The organism is Mucilaginibacter sp. 5C4, assembly GCF_034345625.1.
In the GTDB taxonomy this organism is placed as follows: domain Bacteria; phylum Bacteroidota; class Bacteroidia; order Sphingobacteriales; family Sphingobacteriaceae; genus Mucilaginibacter; species Mucilaginibacter aurantiaciroseus.
Window position 1 is genome coordinate 1374233 of sequence record NZ_CP133775.1, and the last position, 17310, is coordinate 1391542.

At 41.2% G+C, this 17310-nt stretch carries 17 protein-coding genes and 1 pseudogene; all 18 read right to left on the reverse strand.

The genetic code is table 11. The features are described from left to right. Position 1 precedes the first annotated feature (1 nt). On the reverse strand, positions 2–721 hold the full coding sequence (locus RHM67_RS06365) for a class I SAM-dependent methyltransferase (protein WP_322231269.1): 720 nt from the start codon (positions 719–721) through the stop codon (positions 2–4). Positions 722–726: 5 nt separating this feature from the next. Further along, positions 727–1749, reverse strand: coding sequence for a glycosyltransferase family 4 protein (locus RHM67_RS06370; protein ID WP_322231270.1), 1023 nt, complete (start codon positions 1747–1749; stop codon positions 727–729). Further along, positions 1746–2729 carry a glycosyltransferase family 1 protein gene (locus RHM67_RS06375; protein WP_322231271.1) on the reverse strand — a complete coding sequence of 328 codons (984 nt, stop codon included), beginning with the start codon at positions 2727–2729 and terminating at the stop codon, positions 1746–1748. Before RHM67_RS06375 ends, RHM67_RS06370 begins: the two co-directional genes overlap by 4 nt. Then, on the reverse strand, positions 2729–3955 hold the full coding sequence (locus tag RHM67_RS06380; protein WP_322231272.1) for an acyltransferase: 1227 nt from the start codon (positions 3953–3955) through the stop codon (positions 2729–2731). Before RHM67_RS06380 ends, RHM67_RS06375 begins: the two co-directional genes overlap by 1 nt. Then, positions 3937–5085: a glycosyltransferase gene (locus RHM67_RS06385; protein WP_322231273.1), complete on the reverse strand. Its 1149-nt coding sequence runs from the start codon at positions 5083–5085 to the stop codon at positions 3937–3939. Before RHM67_RS06385 ends, RHM67_RS06380 begins: the two co-directional genes overlap by 19 nt. Further along, complete coding sequence (locus RHM67_RS06390) at positions 5082–5783, reverse strand: hypothetical protein (protein WP_322231274.1); 702 nt, start codon at positions 5781–5783, stop codon at positions 5082–5084. The genes RHM67_RS06385 and RHM67_RS06390 overlap by 4 nt, the downstream gene beginning before the upstream one ends. 13 nt (positions 5784–5796) lie before the next feature. Further along, positions 5797–6783, reverse strand: a complete 987-nt coding sequence (locus RHM67_RS06395; RefSeq protein ID WP_322231275.1) for a glycosyltransferase family 2 protein — start codon at positions 6781–6783, stop codon at positions 5797–5799. 7 nt (positions 6784–6790) lie between these two features. Further along, the gene (locus tag RHM67_RS06400; RefSeq protein WP_322231276.1) at positions 6791–7801 is read right to left on the reverse strand and encodes a glycosyltransferase family 10 domain-containing protein; all 1011 of its coding nucleotides are present in this window, start codon (positions 7799–7801) and stop codon (positions 6791–6793) included. Further along, positions 7802–8698, reverse strand: coding sequence for a glycosyltransferase (locus RHM67_RS06405; RefSeq protein ID WP_322231277.1), 897 nt, complete (start codon positions 8696–8698; stop codon positions 7802–7804). Positions 8699–8706: 8 nt separating this feature from the next. Then, positions 8707–8856 (reverse strand): annotated as a pseudogene (locus tag RHM67_RS20590) (DapH/DapD/GlmU-related protein); the annotation flags it as partial. A gap of 284 nt (positions 8857–9140) precedes the next feature. Continuing rightward, positions 9141–10082, reverse strand: coding sequence for a hypothetical protein (locus RHM67_RS06415; protein WP_322231279.1), 942 nt, complete (start codon positions 10080–10082; stop codon positions 9141–9143). Positions 10083–10101: 19 nt separating this feature from the next. Next, positions 10102–10809: a hypothetical protein gene (locus tag RHM67_RS06420; protein ID WP_322231280.1), complete on the reverse strand. Its 708-nt coding sequence runs from the start codon at positions 10807–10809 to the stop codon at positions 10102–10104. Then, complete coding sequence (locus tag RHM67_RS06425; protein ID WP_322231281.1) at positions 10806–11549, reverse strand: hypothetical protein; 744 nt, start codon at positions 11547–11549, stop codon at positions 10806–10808. The genes RHM67_RS06420 and RHM67_RS06425 overlap by 4 nt, the downstream gene beginning before the upstream one ends. After that, entirely contained in the window at positions 11549–12208 is a 660-nt protein-coding gene (locus RHM67_RS06430) for a class I SAM-dependent methyltransferase (protein WP_322231282.1), read from the reverse strand. Before RHM67_RS06430 ends, RHM67_RS06425 begins: the two co-directional genes overlap by 1 nt. Positions 12209–12213: 5 nt before the next feature. Beyond that, positions 12214–13461, reverse strand: a complete 1248-nt coding sequence (locus RHM67_RS06435) for an ABC transporter ATP-binding protein (protein WP_322231283.1) — start codon at positions 13459–13461, stop codon at positions 12214–12216. Continuing rightward, positions 13461–14321: an ABC transporter permease gene (locus RHM67_RS06440; RefSeq protein ID WP_322231284.1), complete on the reverse strand. Its 861-nt coding sequence runs from the start codon at positions 14319–14321 to the stop codon at positions 13461–13463. The genes RHM67_RS06435 and RHM67_RS06440 overlap by 1 nt, the downstream gene beginning before the upstream one ends. Beyond that, entirely contained in the window at positions 14314–15435 is a 1122-nt protein-coding gene (locus tag RHM67_RS06445; RefSeq protein WP_322231285.1) for a glycosyltransferase family 4 protein, read from the reverse strand. Before RHM67_RS06445 ends, RHM67_RS06440 begins: the two co-directional genes overlap by 8 nt. Then, positions 15428–17209, reverse strand: a complete 1782-nt coding sequence (gene asnB, locus RHM67_RS06450) for an asparagine synthase (glutamine-hydrolyzing) (RefSeq protein WP_322231286.1) — start codon at positions 17207–17209, stop codon at positions 15428–15430. The genes RHM67_RS06445 and asnB overlap by 8 nt, the downstream gene beginning before the upstream one ends. Between the last annotated feature and the right edge of the window lie 101 nt (positions 17210–17310).

A 17310-nucleotide genomic window follows, 5' to 3' on the forward strand; every position in this document is an offset into this window, starting at 1 on the left:
GCTATTTTAGGCAATCCACGTATAGGGAATGGTTGCTGTGGTTAAACTGGTCTTCAATTAGCTGCTCGTCTAATGACTGCCTGTACTGTTGCCTGGTAATATTTTTGAACCCGTGCTTTTTTAACAGGAACTGCATGGCTTCCCAGTCGTAAGCATATTTATGTTCACCATCCTGCCTGAAAATGTGGTTTAGGATAGCAATTTTTGTATCAAAACCATTTGGAAGGTTATTGATGTCGTAACCAAGGGCTTTCCATGATTCTTCATCGTTATGGTAGTAGGCGTTAATAAATTTCTCGACATCGGGTACGGCTATTCTTAAAACTGCTCCGGGTTTCATTACTCTTTTACATTCCTCTAAAAAAAAGGGTGCTTCAAATGATTTATCTATGTGCTCAAAAAAATGTTCTACCCTTATCCTTTCAACAGAATCATCTTTAAATGGCAGATGCTTACGGCTATCATAAGTAAAAGAAACATTTTTCAGGGCCATCAGGTCTACATTTACCCATCCATCGTGCCCAAAAGGGCCACAGCCAACATTTAAGCTTATGTTGGAGGTATTGATGATCTTTTTTACTGCCGCTTTTTTAAAGGGGTTAAGGCGATAATTTAGCCTGTTCCTGAAAGCGCGAAATTCGCCCCTTAGTATTGAAAATACCTCCGGAGATACGGGGGCATTTTTAACGATAAGAGATCCGATCTTTTGTTTAAAAGTCATATATATTACGTTGTTTTTAGCGATAGGTATTGGCTTGCTATGATACTAACGTCAAACCGTTGTATCGCAGCCCGCCTGCAGGCAGATCGGTCAATAAGCTGTATGCCATCTATTTTTTTGATCATTTCATCAGCATTGTTAACCCTAAAGCCGTTAACCCCATCCTTAATAACCTCTGGCACCGATCCCCGGTTAAATGCGATCACAGGCGTGCCGCATGCCATGGCCTCTATCATCACAATGCCAAATGGTTCATCCCACTCAATCGGGAACAATAAGGCTTTTGCCTGCCCTAAATAATGGTTTTTTTCTTTGTCATTTAATGCCCCCAAATAAACTACGCGGTCGTTATCAATATGCGGCTCGATCTCGGTTTTAAAATACTGATAGTTATCTTCGGTATGTGAAATGTTACCGGCTATCAGTAGTTTATTACCGGTTGCATTTGCCGCTTTAATAGCGGTATGCACGCCCTTGATTTTATCAAGCCGGCCCAAAAACATTAACGGGGCATCTATGGCTACGTTTTTGTTTAGCTGGTATTGGTTAAAATCTATCGCATTATAAACGGTATGCCATTGGCCTGCCACATTACCTGTTGCCACACAGTAGTTACTGCAGGCTGTAAAAACCAGGTTTTTATTGGGTAAAGCATTTATGATGCGTATACCACGCCTGCTAACCGGCCGGCCATAGGTCATTAGTTTCTTTACGGGTTTGTTAAGTATAGGCAGGTAATATATAAGCCGCCCAAAGTTGTGTACGAGGTCAAAACCTTGATGGTTTTGGATAAGGTATTTCCAAACAAACAAAACCTCTTTGTATTGCTGCGTTTTTGACCTGTTAAGGTCATTTATACCGAACGTTACAACTTTGCCGCTGCAATTTGAATCGGGCCCGGCAAGCAGGGTTACTTCGTGGCCTAATTTATTGTATTCATCGGCGAAAAGATATACCAGGCGTTCGTGGCCCCCATATAATTTGGGAGGCACCGGGATACCGGGATCCATGATGAGCAGGATCTTCATGAATAAACGCTATTTATTATATCCAGCATTTTTTGCGCGCTTTTTTTTAATGTGAGATTTTCTAAAATATATTCGCGGGGTTTAAAGCCATTGGTGGTTAGCGTGTGCCAAAATTGATCGATGGATGCTTCAAAACCTTCCATGTTTTTAAATTCCATACCACATCTCGTATCAAAAAATGGAATGGATGATGCCGGCACCGGTTCTGTTTCGCCCCACGCGAAGCGATTGGGATCTAACCATTGGCCCTTGTTCCAGGCAAATACGGGTACATTGGTAGCCATTGCTTCGCAGCAGGCAAAGCCCTGGCTTTCGTGCTCGCAAAGGAATATCATGGCTTTGCTTTGTTGCAATAGATCAAAGTATTCCGCCTCTTTATAATCGCCGTAGGTTATTTCTGCGTATGATAACCCAAGTTTATTTAGTTTTTCTAAGATAGGTGCCTTTAATTGTTTGCGGGTTTCATCTTTATCCCACATGATCTTATCGTACACCAGTATATCATATTTTTTTGTTGTGTTTGCGCTGGGGGCCCATTTACCTGTATTGATACCGGCAGGCCATATTTCGCAATTAGCAGTTCCATAATAGGGTATATAAACGTTATTTGCCCATACGGAATGCTGCAAATATTTGGCTACAGGGTAATCGGTAAACAAGCCCGCCCATTCTGAGGGGTGGGTCATTAAACCGATACCCGCTATAACCGGATTAGGCTGATGGTAACCCTGCAGTGCATACCTACCATTTCCCAAAACCACAGCGGGCTCACCCGGCTGTATTTTTTTGAATGGCAGGTTTATGTCGTAATCAACGCTAAGCTCATCAAACCCTTTACAAAGGTTTATAAATACTTTTTCAATACCAGAGACCTTGTTCCCTTTGATCAATTTACGCAGCGCGGGTATTATATACCTGTCGCCGGGGAAAAAGCGGTCTGTAGCGGGTTGTGAACGGAAATAGAGGTGGATCCTGTTCATTATCGGGTCAAAGTTTTCCTGATGGCCGGTTGTAGGTATAGTTCTAAAAGTATCGACAATGAAAAAGTAATACTTATCCAAAGCAGGTATTTAACCACTATTTCGGCAGTTGGGTTACTTATGGAAATCAATTTTTTAATAAGCAAAGCTACCGGTACGTGCAGCAGGTATAAGGCATATGATATTTTCCCTACGCCGGTAAGTTTATCAGAAATAAAAGCCGATGCTTTTCTCTCAAAGTAAAATGCCAGGGATAAGATCCAATAAATTAAACACATCATCCAGCGTACATCTTCAAAAATGCGGTTGGTAGCTATTAAAAATATAAAAACAAATGTGGGCAGGGTGAAACATACTATCTTATTAAACCTTAAAAAGGCGTTATCGCGATTGGTTAAAATACTCATTACCATCAGACAAAAAGGGATATCAAACAACCAGTTCAATCCCGAATATGTGTACACACCAAGTGTATGTAATATCATTTGACCAATGCCCAAATGATGCTGGCATAAATGCAGGAATAACAAACTTAATATAGGTACGGGTTGTATAGGTATATCGTTATCGCCCTTTATAAGGTTCCAGCCAATAAACAGGCCTAATATCCAAAAGTAATAACCATTTACATAACCCGCTAAAAACGAAGGAGGCGCAATGGTAACAAGAAGAGTAAGAACCAGCATAAAAAGTAGCAGCCTCCAAACTTTTGGCTTCAGATAAATTATGAGGATGAATAACAGGTAATATAAAACCTCGCTGTTTAAAGTCCAGGTTACATAATTAATAAATATGGGGACTTTGAAACCAAAGTAAGGGGTATCGTTTTGAAGGAAGAAAATATTGCCAAATAATACATATACGGTAATCCCGCCTGCAATAATTACACATAGTGCTATTGATATCAGGTATATGGGGTAAAGCCTTACCATTCGGTTTTTGATGTAAGGCCAAATGCTAAAATTGGTATTACTGTTAGTGATACCAATTACATAGCCCGAAATACAGAAGAACATAATTACCGATAAAAAGCCTGCACCAAAATAGTTGAAATACAGCGGCCATGTAAAATTTTTAAATAGCATATCGGTATGCCCTGTACCATGCTCCATCATAACTAAAAGTGCGCATAGTCCGCGATATTGTTCAATGGCCGGATTGTATTTGTTTTTAAGCCCCGGAGATTTAACCGGTTGATTTAAGAAGCTTATAAATTTAGCGTACACAATATTTCTTTTAAAGAAGCGGGTATGCTATGGTTATTTAGAGCCCGTTTTTGCCCGTTTGTTTTTAGGTTTTTGCGTTTAATGACATCATTTTTCAATAATGCTGTTTTCTGCAGAAAATCCTCGGGCGTTGTATAGGTTTCTATTTCGTTATTAATATCGTACAGTTGTTCTATACCTTCTGTCCACTCAGTTAAATAACAAGCGCCAAGCATAGGGGCTTCAATATCACGCAGCCGCGAGTAGGTGTCGGGCTTAGCCAGGGGAAAAAGGTAAGAAGGATACCTGTTAACCCCAACGGTTATCATGCTGCCGGAGGTTAGCCGGTTATATTCTTCTGCAGGCGGTACACCATGTATTTTCGACTGTAGAGCAATGCTTATTTGCCCGGTATAACTTCGCCGTTTCAATTTTTCGGTATATCCGTTAATGCCGTATTGGTTTAATTGCTGAAATTGAAACCATATTTTTTTGTGAAGCCCATAAGGCTTTAACTCCTGTTGAATATCAGCAGACGGTGTCCACCCGCTGCCATAAATAGCTAAATCGACAATTGGGTCTTGTTTAACTACGCTTTCAAACATCAAATGACGCTGGATATCCTTTGAGCCTATAAAAGTTATTTGCGAATTTACCTCGGGTTGCAAAATACGGTATTGTGGCGCCACCCACATCGGCATGGGCAGGTTAATGTAAGGATAACCCGCTTTTTTATATTGTTGAATGGCCTTGTATTCGGGAACCCAGTTCAAATCAAAAGCGGCAAATTCTTTTGGAAGGGTAGTAAAATCGCGGATGTGATCGCAAAAGAAATTTATGCATGGTATGCCGGTTTTCCGGATCTGCTCAATTGCCGAAGTATCTATCTGGTCGGGATACAGGTAACTTAAAAAAAGGTCGGCAGGGTTAGCTTTTAAAAAATCAATGGTTTTTTGCCATGCATCCTGTTTCCAGTTGAGTTGCGCCTGTTTGGTTTTGGAAACCCTGCCCAGGGCCCAATCTACATCCGGGCATTCTATCCATTCATATCCGGCTTCTTCAATACCGTTTTTAATGTAATATTCCCAAAAGCTGTATGCGGGTATTGGATGTTTGGTTTTCGATTGGAAAAAGGACAGAAAGATTTTCATTCTGTTATCTTTTCTACATTCTCCGCCCCGGCAATTAATCCCTCAATGCCAATTTTATCTATAAATGTAACATCATAATCACCTTTTCTTAAAACGCGCTCGGCTGCAAACTCAATAGAGATACTAAAGTGCGGGGTGTTTTTATCTTTTTTACGAAATAGCACCCTAATCAAACTTCCTAACCCAACTATCCTTTCCGAATAAACAAAATGTTCATAAAGGCAGTCTGTTAAAAAACGGTGCAGCGTATCGGCATCTTTTACCCAATACCCCCTTGTAGATATGCTGTTATTATTGCGGGAGTGATGATATTTTTTTACGGCAAGATCCGCAAAATCTGGTTTTTTAAAGTCCTGAGTAGGGTAGTAGCGGCCGCTTATTTTGAAAACAGGTTGATTAGCCGGCAGGTACTCAATTAAATATAATAACAGTAATAACTCGTTTATGCCTTTGTTTTTAAACTGGTACTGTAATAAATGGTGTACCTCAACCTCCGGGAAACCGGTTAATAGTTTTTGAATCTGTTCCTTATCTAAAAGCGGCGAATTATCAATGAGGAATATTTTGGTAAAACCGCATTCGCGCAGGCGTAGCAAAGTAAATTTAGTTTGTTCAACCCTTTGCTCATAAGTATAAAAACTTTTTGATTGTTGTGGCCCGGTTAATGGTTTTATGGTTGATGAAACGATGGCTATCATTACAATTGAATTGTTAACTTAATATTTTGACGTAGTAGTATTGCAGGGTTTTTGAGAACCTCCAACCAAATACACCCGATAAAAAATTGATAACCCTGCCACCCAACACCGGCTTAAATTTATAAGCGGGGTAGTGTTTCAACTCCGATATTACCTGTTTATATAAAGCAGGTTGCTCTATATAAAATAATACGGCAAGTTGCATTAACTGCCTGTATATGGCTCTTTGGATAGCCGGGTTATTAATCCGGGCTTGTAAGTAATCTCTCTTTAGCAAAACTGCTTTAAGGGCGCTTTTAAATAGCTTCTCTTTATTTTGCCTGTAGGCAAATACCTTATCGGCATCGGTATATTTTCGGTAGTAGCAAAATTCGGGTGTTTTTATTATGCCCTTTGAATTTAATATCACCCTACAAAAGTATTCGCCATCATCATCTATGGTTAATTCTTCATTCCAGGGGCCTGCGCTATCTATAATTTCTTTTGAAATAAGCCAGGCATGTATGGCAATCATAGATCCTGTTTCGCGATAGCCGCCTAAAAGGTCGGTTATAAAATGAACCGGGTCATCATCATCATATAAAAAAGATTCTTCGTAAGGTGATGGTGCGTTAGCTTCAGTCAAATCATTATCCTTAAAATGTATGATACTGCAAACCGGAATGCGGCCCTCGTTATGCGCTAACGCCGCAAGCTGCACTGCTATTTTATCCGGGCTGAGCAGGTCATCTCCATCAAGGTACTGAATATAATTCCCTTTTGCTTCCTGTAAGCCTTTGTTACGCGCTGCGCCGGCGCCCTTGTTGGGCTGACTAAAGATCTTTACATTTTTAGATTCAAAACCTTTAGCAATGGCTAACGAGTTATCCGTTGAGCCGTCATCTACCACAATAATTTCCTTGTTGGCCCAGGTTTGGTTTAATGCAGATTGTATTGCATCTGCAAGGTATTTGGCCGAGTTATACGCCGGTATTATAATAGAAACTAAAGGTTGTTGCATTTAACGCTTAAATACGGCTATTAAATATTTTGATCCAATGGTTTTTAAGGGAAGCATTAACCGGAGGTTGGTTATTTATAAACCAGGGCTGTTGTAAGGTGCAAATGTACTTATCATCGTCGTTATCCAGCTCAATTATGCGGTCGATCAGTGGGGTAAAGTCCAATTTTTGAAACTGATAATGCATTTTCAATTCCCGGCCTATCGTTTTTAACTTCCGCCGAATGCGGTACTGTGGGCCTTTGTGGTAGGACGGAAGTATATCTTTAAAATTGGGCTGGCTTTTTTGCTGCAACCAGTTTACAAAGGCAGAGTTGTTGGTTTTTACAAAATCTGCCGTGTTGATAAAGCTGGCGGTATTAAATATGTCGCCAATATTAGGGTCGCCACAGTAAATCGGTAAACTATTTGCCTGCATGGCATCATAAAGTTTTTCTGTTTGGTAACCCGGATAAACGTAGTTTTCGAATGCGATAGTGAATTTATAACTGCTTAAAAACTGCCTTTTACGCTGCCAGATGTCGCCACTGTAAAGGCTATCGATACTTGCCATATTATTCATAGATCTGCCGGGGGCATCTACCTTTTTGTATTTAGATAGCTGCCTGAAAAATTCTTCGCGATAGGGCACTTTGTGAGAGTACAAGAAATTGCAGAAATTCTTTTTCTCTTTTAATATACCTTCTACATCAATGTTTGCCGGTTTTACCAGAACCTGTGGGTTTAAACCATGCCACTGGATCCTTTTGTAACGCGGGCTGTTTACTATCTCTTCGCGCGGTACGCCGAAAGCCCATTCGCAGGCCTCCATATCGGGCTGTATGTTTTCGCAATAATATCCAATTCTTGTATAATTGCCCACCGGTGGGATGTTATTGCCGTAGGGCCCAAATAATATAAAATCGGGTGTTTCGCTTTCTTCAAATATAAAATCATCGTTAAGCTCATTCAGGATATCATGCAAAGCGATTTGCTTGTCTACACCGTTCTGAAATTTTATCCTGATGGTTTTAGGCATTTATGTTATAAAGTGGAATGTCCCTGCATTATTATACTCATCAAGTGTTTGATAGTATGAAGCGTAAATTTTTTGCAGGTCGGCATCACCAGGCAAAGCGGATATTTGAACAGGTGCCTGCCTTGTTTTTAAACGATGCCAGGTATTGCCAAGCCAAACTTTTATGCGCGAGAAACGGCTAATGCCTGCCTGGTCGCCCGCGTACTCATATTTAGCTTTGCCTATTTTGCCCTCGTTTTTTAGGAGATGCAAACTTGCACCTGATGTTACATTACCGGGTGTGGCTACCGAAAGCGAATTATAACCGGTGTAATACGCAATTTTAGCTTTTAGATAAGTGACGCGTAAAGCATATTCCCAATCCATCATTTTAAATTGGGTATCGTAAAGGCCTAAATAACTTAGGGATGCCTTACGTTGCAGTAAAGAGATATCGCTAAACGTAAAAGATCTTACTTTACCTGCCTTCCAATCCCGGTAGTTTTCCAACCTGCCAGTAATACTTATTTGATCAGGGTGGGTCAAATGGCTTTGCAGATGATTAGAAATACACAGATCAACATCCGCGTTGGCCATCATAAAATCCCGGCACTTGCGTATCGCGTTAATATGATGTACATCGTCATCAATCAGTTTTTTGATGATAGTACCTTTTGCCATTAGCAGGGCTTTATTCCAACCGTGTGCCTGGTTCTTGTCCGGTTCGCTTATGTACTGGTGAATTTTATTAGCGTTGAAAAGACCCTGGAGGTAATCTTGCGTACCATCGATACTATTCCCATCAACTACCACTATCTCTTCGTCAGCATTTAGTACGGGTAATAAGTTACCAAGCAAAACTTTTAAAAAGGGCAACCTGTTTTTGGTAGAAATGATGTAAGATAAAGTGATGCTCAATTTATTGATCTGATAATTTTTGCAGGCACCCCTACCACAACTACATTGGCTGGTACATCCTTCGTAACTACAGCACCCGCGCCAATCACAGCATTATCGCCAATTATTATACCCGGTAAAATAACAGCATGGCTGCCTATCCATACATTATTGCCAATGGTAACAGGCTTTTCTATAACGGTGTTCCTGTAAAGTTTTGCTGCAGTATCATGGGTAACGGTGGTGATAGACACATGCGATGCGATAAGGCAATCATCCCCAATTGTTATACCGCCATGCCCCCACATATGTACAAAAGCATTTATAGACACATTTTTACCGATCGAAATATATTCCGGCCCCTCAAACCTCACAGGCGACTGTATAGATGTGCCCTCGCCGCAATACTTTAGCGTTGCCTTAAACTTTTTAAGCTTAATGGCATCGGCCTTTCGTTGCAGTTTTAGAAACTGGTTTTTAATTTTTTTAACAAGCCAATTAGCCAATGGTACGTTCTGTATGAGGAATGAATAAATATATTTACAAATGTTGTTGCTAACGATACGGGAAGACCCATTAGACTTAATTTTAGCAGAAGGCTTTGCGACCTGTACGGATACGCGTTTAAATTACTACTGCCAAAATGCAGCACAAGTGGCGAATATTGCGCAGGGTACCAGGCCCGGTGATGGGGCGAAGGATATGCCGGGTTACGCATTACTCTTGCGCCTGTTAAAACGTTGATCGTTTTAGGTCTTAGGTCGGTGTGCATATCAGTCATCACGCGGCCATCATCGGGTATGGGTTGCTGATGATTAAACAGCATAGCTATAGATAAAAGCCCCTCCTCGTTTACGCTATTATTGTTTCTATGAAAGCCGTAAGCGTCGTAATCTTTTGCTATTTCGCGGGCTTTATCATAAATAGCGGTTGTTAAAAGTGATCTTTTGAAGTAAAGTATTCCACCGTTAAAACGGATCAGCTTATCAAGACCAAAATGTTTTTTTATGGTTTCGGCCTGCTCTGCACCGCACCAGCTTTCAGCAGGTACAATATTACCTGCTACGGTTACATCCTGGCCTTTGGCGGCGTCAAAAACTTCGTGCAAGTCGCCAAAGCAAATACAATCCGAATCAATAAAAAGGGTATGTGTGGTTTGCAGGTATTGGTCGATATGCATTTTTATTTCTATCCCCAATGGTATATGTGCTGCCTTTGCAGGGATAATGAAGATGTTTTTTTGAAACCTGGCAGGGATAGCAAAATCAAGATTTGATACAATGAAAACCTTAATATCATTGTGTATTACTACAGATTGAGCGCAATTAAGCGCAAACAGGGCATAGGTTAGCTTATTGGTAGCAAACGTTATAACCGAGTAATCGTCTGTAAACTTTCTTGGCATTATGGTTTAGCGTGGCAGCTTATTTAATTGCTTCAACATATAGGCTTTCGGGTTCGCGGGCAGGCTGGTCTATTTGTAGTTTGGGGTCATTAGATTGCATGTAACTCATTTTATGAGTAAGGCTAAACCCGGCTTTAAGTAAACTAAGTTTTAGTGTTTCATAATCCCAGGCGTATTTATGGTCGCCGCCCTGCCTAAAAACTTCGTTTACCAATTGCATTTTGGTTTCAAACTGTATCCCCATCGTTTCATCATACAAGTTATGGGTAAGGGGGCGTGTTTTTTTTAGTTCGTCCCAGCTATCTGTACAGTAACCGCGCAAATACTTTTCGGCATCGGGCACTACAATACGCAATACACCGCCTTTTTGGAGCGAACGGTAGCAGCTTGCCAAAAAGTAAGGCACTTCGGTGAAATAATCCAGGTGTTCAAAAAAATGCTCGGTATATAAACCTTTGGCAGAACTGTCGGCAAAAGGGAGGTTCTTTCTACAATCAAACCCGTAAGTTACATTTTCGTAAATGCTAAAATCGATATTTACCCAACCGGTTGCCAAACCAACAGCACCACAACCAATATTGCCATATAGATCTGTTTGGATACTTAATGCTTTTACAACATTTCCTTCATTCCTTTTTATTTTTAACGCGTATAACTTTTGCCCTATTGCCAGGTTAGTTTTAGGGATAGCCGGGAATAATTTATATAACTTGGTTTTTAAGCTCATAAGCCGATCAGTAATTTAAGTTTAAACAGGGCAGATTGTATTTTATATTTTAACCACTTATGGTGTTGCCATTTGTAACTATAATAAAAGCGCGGAAGCTGTGTTAATTTTTGATACTCTTTACTGTCTGTTGCCTTAAGCGATTCGCTGCCGATATGGGTAACAACAGATGAGGGCACCAGGTAATTTTTAACGCCGTACTTGGCAAGTGTGTTACAGTAATCGGCATCGCTATACCAAAAAGTGAATTTCTCGTCCAGTGGGCCAATAATATCAAATAGTTCTCTTTTTACCATAAAACACCAACCTATAAAAGTCCCAAAGTAGCCTTCTATGGCGGGCCCGTTCGGGTCAAAACCTGCGCTTTTGTGGTATGCGGGGCAATAGGGCGTTGCACTTAGTATTGTAGGGTTAACCTCCATTGCTTTTAATATCCCGGTGGCCCAGCTTTTATGAAAAATGAGGTCGTTATTGCACAGGCAGATGTATGGGTTAACCGTATGGTTTATGCCAATGTTTAGGTATTTGTTAAAGCCAAATTCTTGTGTAGGATATATGGTTGTAGTGTTTTCAAATTGGTAGGGCTGTATTGCTTTGTTTGACTCTATTACCAGCACTGTAAACTCTACCTCGTTTGGGTCTTCAGATTCAAATAAGGTTTTAACCGTTTGTATAGTTAATGCCTTCAGTTTTTCGTCTTTGGCATAGCTAAGTATAATAATATCAACCTTTAAAGGCATTATGCTGATAGTTTAGCCACTATTACAAATTGCGGATAGTTCATATCCTGTTGCGTGTTAAACAGCATAAAGTTTAATAATTTATAATATCTAAAGTTGCTTTCGTTAATACCCTGTATATTAGTAACACTATAGCCGCTTTGTTCAAACAAGCGTATCATGCTTTTTTTTGTAAAGAAACGTAGGTGTGTCCTATCCATAACGCCTGCATCTTCGTATTTAAAATCCTTATATCTAAGTAGGGACAGGACAACAGGGTACCAGCGTATGTTAGGTATCGATGCTATAATTACACCGTTGGGGTTTAGCAATTTTTTGCAGGCCAGTAGTGCTTTATCCGGGTCTTGCAGGTGTTCTAAAACATCATTAAAGAAGATAGTATCAAATTTTTTAGTGGCTAGCTGTGGCATATTATCTGTAAACAGATCATTGATCACTACATCGATATTCTTTTGTGCTGCACCGGCCGATTCTGTATCCGGCTCCACACCCCATACTTCACAATCAAAGGTTTCTTTTAATAAAGCGCCAAAGCCACCGGTGGCGCAACCTACATCAAGGGCACTTTTTATTCCCTGCGGCACAAACGGAAGTATTTCGGTACGCCGGTGCAAATAATACATTTTGTCTTTGTGGCTGTACTGGTCGTTATAATCCATTTTTGTTATTTGATAGTAAAGTTGTAATCAATTTCTATACGGCCGCGTACGTGCAGCGGGTATGGCAGTATATCATCCGTCATTGGTTTTTGTATAATCTCAAAATGAAGCAGGCCAAAAAAATCTTTTAACAGCAAATTAGATTGCACGTGCAGCCCTATTTTATACTTGCCGGGTAGGTATGGCAGGTGAAGCAGGTTGCCGCTAATATTTATCTTGTTTTTTACCGCGCTTACCGCGAATAAGTCGTTATTGCGCAGGTCTGCAAAACTCACTTTCTGGTCATACTCGTCATATATAAATATGGCTACCGACTGGAAATTGTTGTTGGTTTTGCAGCTGAGGGTCAGGTTAAATGCCAGGTCGTTGCCGGTAGTTAATTCGCTTTTATCTATTTCAAAAAGGTCAACTGTAACGTCGGGGCTTAAAGCATGGTCCGTTATTTTTGATTTGAAGATCTCGTCGGCCACAACAGAGTATTTGGCAATGGTATCATATGTGGTGCCGCTAAAAGCTATCTCTCCATTGTTTAGCAACAGGCCGGTATTACACAGGTTGCTTACTGCTTCCATATTATGGCTTACAAAAAGCACCGTGCGGCCTTCGCCTTTGCTTACATCGCCCATTTTGCCAAGGCATTTCTTTTGAAACTCGGCATCGCCTACGGCAAGCACTTCGTCTACAATCAATATCTCCGACTCGAGGTGTGCTGCCACTGCAAACGCCAGGCGTACATACATGCCCGATGAATATCGTTTTACGGGTGTATCTATATAGCGCTCCACGCCCGAAAAATCTACTATCTCATCAAATTTACGTTTGATCTCGGCCTTGCGCATTCCTAATATGGCGCCGTTTAAGTAAATATTCTCGCGGCCGGTCAATTCCGGGTGGAAGCCTGTACCCACTTCAAGCAGGCTGGCTATACGGCCTTTTACTTTTATGGTGCCGGTGGTTGGCGATGTTACCCGGCTCAGTATTTTTAACAGGGTGCTTTTGCCGGCCCCGTTACGGCCAATTATGCCCACGGCGTCGCCCTGTTCTATTTCAAAGTTGAGGTTTTTAAGGCTCCAAACCACGTCGCTTTTGCCTTTAGAGGTGCGGTCGTTAATTTCGCCTATTTTAAGAAAAGGATCTTCTTTGCCCCTAAGCCTGGCCCAATACCGTTCCAGGTCGCGGGATATGGTGCCGGTGCCAAAATCGCCCAACTGGTAGGCTTTTGAAAGGGTGTCTACTTTTATTGCTTTAGCCATTATACCGTGTCAACAAATGTTTTTTCAACCTTGTTAAAAATAACTATCCCTGTAAACAAAATAACTATGGTTACTGCCGAACTGTACAATAACAGGTCCCAGCTAAAAGCGCCTTTGCCTAAAAAACCGTAGCGGCAGGTTTCTATCACTGCGGTTAGCGGGTTGAATTTTATAAGCCAGGAATAGGCCGGGTATTTTTTAATTACTTCCGATAAGGGATATATCACCGTGGTGGTATACATCAGTAACGGCACCCCGAATGATACTACAAAAGCCAAATCGCGGTATTTTGTGGTTGCGGCAGATATGATCATACCAAGGCCAAGGCCAAGTGCTGCTATCATTAGTATTAAGAATGGAAATAAGGCGATGTAAATATTTGGCGCGATGTGGTAGCCTGATAGCATGTAATAAAGCAGTAATACAACAAACAGGATTAGCTGAACGCCGAACCTGATGAGATTTGAGAACACGATACTAAGGGGCATTATTAAACGCGGGAAATACACTTTGCCTAACATGGCCGAGTTATCCTTAAAAACAGTCGAGGTTTTGGTTAAGCACTCTGCAAAGTAGTTCCAGATGATGGTGCCTGCAAGGTAAAACACAGGGCCGGGTATGTCATCGGTTTTGATGCCTGCAAGGTTGCTGAAAATAAGGTTGTATACTATTATGGTTATAACAGGCTGTACAAAAAACCAAACCGGCCCAAGAACAGTTTGCTTATAAAACGAGACAAAATCGCGGCGTACCAGTAATAACAGCAAGTCTCGGTAGCTCCAAACATCTTTCAGTTTGAGGTCAAATAAGCTGCTTTTGGGCTTTATTTCAAGGTCCCAGTACTCGTCGGGCTCAGTCATTTAGCAGCATTTGTTGCAGGCTATCTATATAATTTTGCTCGTTAAAATAACGCAGGCAGTTGTCTTTTAAATGCTTCCGTTTTTCTAAAGTTAGGGGTTGTGCTAAATGTTTGGTAATACAATCTTCAAGTTCTTGCTCATCATCGGTATTTATGGCTGTGCCAAGCTCGCCGTTACGTATGGCATCAATGCTGCCATCGGAATTGCCGCAAATAACCGGCAGGCCACAAGCCAGGGCTTCAATAAAAACAATGCCGAAGCCCTCTTTTTTGCTTGGCAATACAAACAGGTCGGCTGTTAAAAAATGGTCGGGTAATTCTTCTTCTTTAATAAAGCCGGTTAAAATTACCTGCTCAGTTACCCCGTTTTCTTCAATCAACTGTTTTACGCGGATGCCTTCCAGTTCATCGTAATTACCGGCCAGGATATATTTTATCCCAGGGAATTTATGTTTAAGTGCTGCCAATGCTTTTATAACAATATCATGCCCCTTATAAAGTTCAGTCGAGGCAAGCCTGGTTAGGGTGAAAATGATGGGAGCGGCGCTTGTTAAATCATAGCGTTCCATTAAGTACGAGGGTTTTTCAAAATTATCGGGCAGTTTCATAAACGGATCCAGGGCGTTGTTCAATACCACACATTTGTTTGGGTCGGTTTGATGCAGGGCCTGCATTTTAGCTTTTGTAAAGTTGCTAACGCAGATAACCTTATCGCATTGGTTTAATAAGTATTTTTTATGGGCTGACAGCGGGCGCCAAACTTCAATGCCATGTGCTATTAACCAAATTTTTGTTTTTGGGCTCCTGAGTTTAATTAACATGCCTACCAGTGCAAGGTTAATGTGGCTTAATATAACTACGTCGTCTTTTTTGGCGGCAAATACTGTTTTAATAATAAATAGAATGCGCTTTTTGCCAAAACCCTTAAAGTTTTGGGCGGGCACGTATTGTGGCATCAGGTCGCTATCCTCATCGTATAAAGAGGCGAGTTTAAAATCCCAGTTGTTTTGGTTGCAAATAGCATTTAGTGAATGCGCCATGGTACGGGTCATTTTTTGGATGCCACCTGTTGTGCTGAATGTTTGTAACGAGAAAAGCGTAATATTTTTAGACATGCCCCTGAATCTGGTATAGCGCGAAAGCCCTGGACCAATGGATCTCTCCCTTGTTAAATTTATTGATAATCTTTTTGGCTTCGGTGCCTTTATAATTGGTTTCGCTGCTTATGCCCCCATTGGCGGCCATCCATTTTTGCAGCGGGAAGGTAAACCCCATTTTGGGCCTGTTCCATACCGTATTTGGCAACAGGTTTTTAAACGCTTCTATCAGTATTTTTTTTGGTTGCTTATCATCAAACCGTATAGATGGATGGATCTGCGAAACATATTGCTGAAAATCTTCATCAAGGAATGGCACACGTACTTCGAGGCCGTGGCTCATACTCATTACATCGGTATCATGCAATAACTGGTTTTGCATGTACATGTTGGTTTCCAGCCATGCGGCGTTTAGCTTATCATACTTCCCAAGTGCGGGGATGTGCAGATGATCAAACAGAATGCCGTTCACTTCGTTTTCATCCATGCCTGTTAGCCTGGCAATATCAACGGGTGCATATAGGCCGCGTAAAAAAAGATAATCGGCTACGGTATTGTTATGTTCAAGATAGCCGAACTTTTTAATGCGGTCGTTATTAAACAACTTGCCTAAGGTGAAGGAAGCAGCAGGTAATATTTTAAGGTAGCGCAGGTATTTTATACGGTCAAATGAAGGGTACCCGCCTAATAATTCATCGGCACCAATACCGGATAACACCGTTTTTAAACCATCCTCGTGGGCATATTTACTAATAAACCACGAATTAATGCCATCGGTAGTTGGCATATCCATAGCGCTGAGTATGTGTGGCAGGTGCATTTCAAAATCATCCTGCTTTACCAGATGGGTAAAGTTATTGCCACGCAATTTATTTAGAACGGCATGCTGGTAGGCGCTCTCGTCATAAGCTTTTTCGTTAAAAAATATGGAAATTGTTTGCAGGTCGGGCTTGTCTTGGGCCGCCAAAAGGGTAAGCAAACTGGAGTCTACCCCCCCGCTTAAAAACACGCCAATAGGGGCATCGGCAATTAGCTGCCTGTTTATGGCGTTTTTAAGGTGAGTTTTTAAACCTTCGAGCGCGGTTTGTTCATCGCAAATATAATTAACCGAAGGCGTGCTGGTGTATTTTGTTATGGTATATTTACCTGTTTTCTCCCAGCGTAAATAGTGCCCTTTAGGGATACTTAAAACACCTTTTAGGGTTGTAAAAGGCTCTGGCATGTGGCCAAACGCCAATAGCCATACCGGCCAGCGATTATCTTCGGCAGTAGCAATACCTGCCGCCTTAAAAGCTTTGATCTCTGATGCAAATGCAATTTGCCCGTCTGCAATATTGTAATACAAAGGTTTAATGCCGGTGGTGTCGCGTACCAGGTAGGTAGCCTGATTTGTGGTATCATAAAGGGCAAAGGCAAACATGCCCCTCAGTTTACCAAACGAGGTTATGCCCCAGTATAAATAAGCCTGTATAATAACCTCGGTATCCGTATTGGTTTTAAAAACAGCCCCTAAAGCCTGTAATTCGGCCCGTAATGCTATATAATTATAAATTTCGCCGTTAAAGCTTATCCAGGCTTTAGCGGCAACATCCGCCATTGGCTGGTGCCCGTTTGCGCTAAGGTCAATAATAGAAAGCCGGCGATGCCCAAAAACAAGCCTGTTATCATCGCTGCGGTAAATACCGGCATCATCAGGCCCGCCGTGCTGCAATGTATTACACATAACAGTTACAATTCTTTCTGCCTCTTCTCCGTTTAACCGGTTAGTTACCAGCCCTGCTATCCTGCACATTGTATACTAATAGATATAGCTTCGCCCCGTAAGTCACAATGTTGTATTGTAACTTATTATTTATCAGCAATTTAAAACATTGCCGTTATGTATTATTACGG

What these genes read in the sequence shown, in the direction of transcription:
- RHM67_RS06415 (WP_322231279.1), bottom strand. Translation starts at nt 10,082, where the DNA reads ATGCCAAGAAAGTTTACAGACGATTACTCGGTTATAACGTTTGCTACC.
- RHM67_RS06400 (WP_322231276.1), bottom strand. Translation starts at nt 7,801, where the DNA reads ATGCCTAAAACCATCAGGATAAAATTTCAGAACGGTGTAGACAAGCAA.
- RHM67_RS06425 (WP_322231281.1), bottom strand. Translation starts at nt 11,549, where the DNA reads ATGCCTTTAAAGGTTGATATTATTATACTTAGCTATGCCAAAGACGAA.
- RHM67_RS06395 (WP_322231275.1), bottom strand. Translation starts at nt 6,783, where the DNA reads ATGCAACAACCTTTAGTTTCTATTATAATACCGGCGTATAACTCGGCC.
- RHM67_RS06365 (WP_322231269.1), bottom strand. Translation starts at nt 721, where the DNA reads ATGACTTTTAAACAAAAGATCGGATCTCTTATCGTTAAAAATGCCCCC.
- RHM67_RS06385 (WP_322231273.1), bottom strand. Translation starts at nt 5,085, where the DNA reads ATGAAAATCTTTCTGTCCTTTTTCCAATCGAAAACCAAACATCCAATA.
- RHM67_RS06430 (WP_322231282.1), bottom strand. Translation starts at nt 12,208, where the DNA reads ATGGATTATAACGACCAGTACAGCCACAAAGACAAAATGTATTATTTG.
- asnB (WP_322231286.1), bottom strand. Translation starts at nt 17,209, where the DNA reads ATGTGCAGGATAGCAGGGCTGGTAACTAACCGGTTAAACGGAGAAGAG.
- RHM67_RS06435 (WP_322231283.1), bottom strand. Translation starts at nt 13,461, where the DNA reads ATGGCTAAAGCAATAAAAGTAGACACCCTTTCAAAAGCCTACCAGTTG.
- RHM67_RS06420 (WP_322231280.1), bottom strand. Translation starts at nt 10,809, where the DNA reads ATGAGCTTAAAAACCAAGTTATATAAATTATTCCCGGCTATCCCTAAA.
- RHM67_RS06390 (WP_322231274.1), bottom strand. Translation starts at nt 5,783, where the DNA reads ATGATAGCCATCGTTTCATCAACCATAAAACCATTAACCGGGCCACAA.
- RHM67_RS06440 (WP_322231284.1), bottom strand. Translation starts at nt 14,321, where the DNA reads ATGACTGAGCCCGACGAGTACTGGGACCTTGAAATAAAGCCCAAAAGC.
- RHM67_RS06445 (WP_322231285.1), bottom strand. Translation starts at nt 15,435, where the DNA reads ATGTCTAAAAATATTACGCTTTTCTCGTTACAAACATTCAGCACAACA.
- RHM67_RS06370 (WP_322231270.1), bottom strand. Translation starts at nt 1,749, where the DNA reads ATGAAGATCCTGCTCATCATGGATCCCGGTATCCCGGTGCCTCCCAAA.
- RHM67_RS06375 (WP_322231271.1), bottom strand. Translation starts at nt 2,729, where the DNA reads ATGAACAGGATCCACCTCTATTTCCGTTCACAACCCGCTACAGACCGC.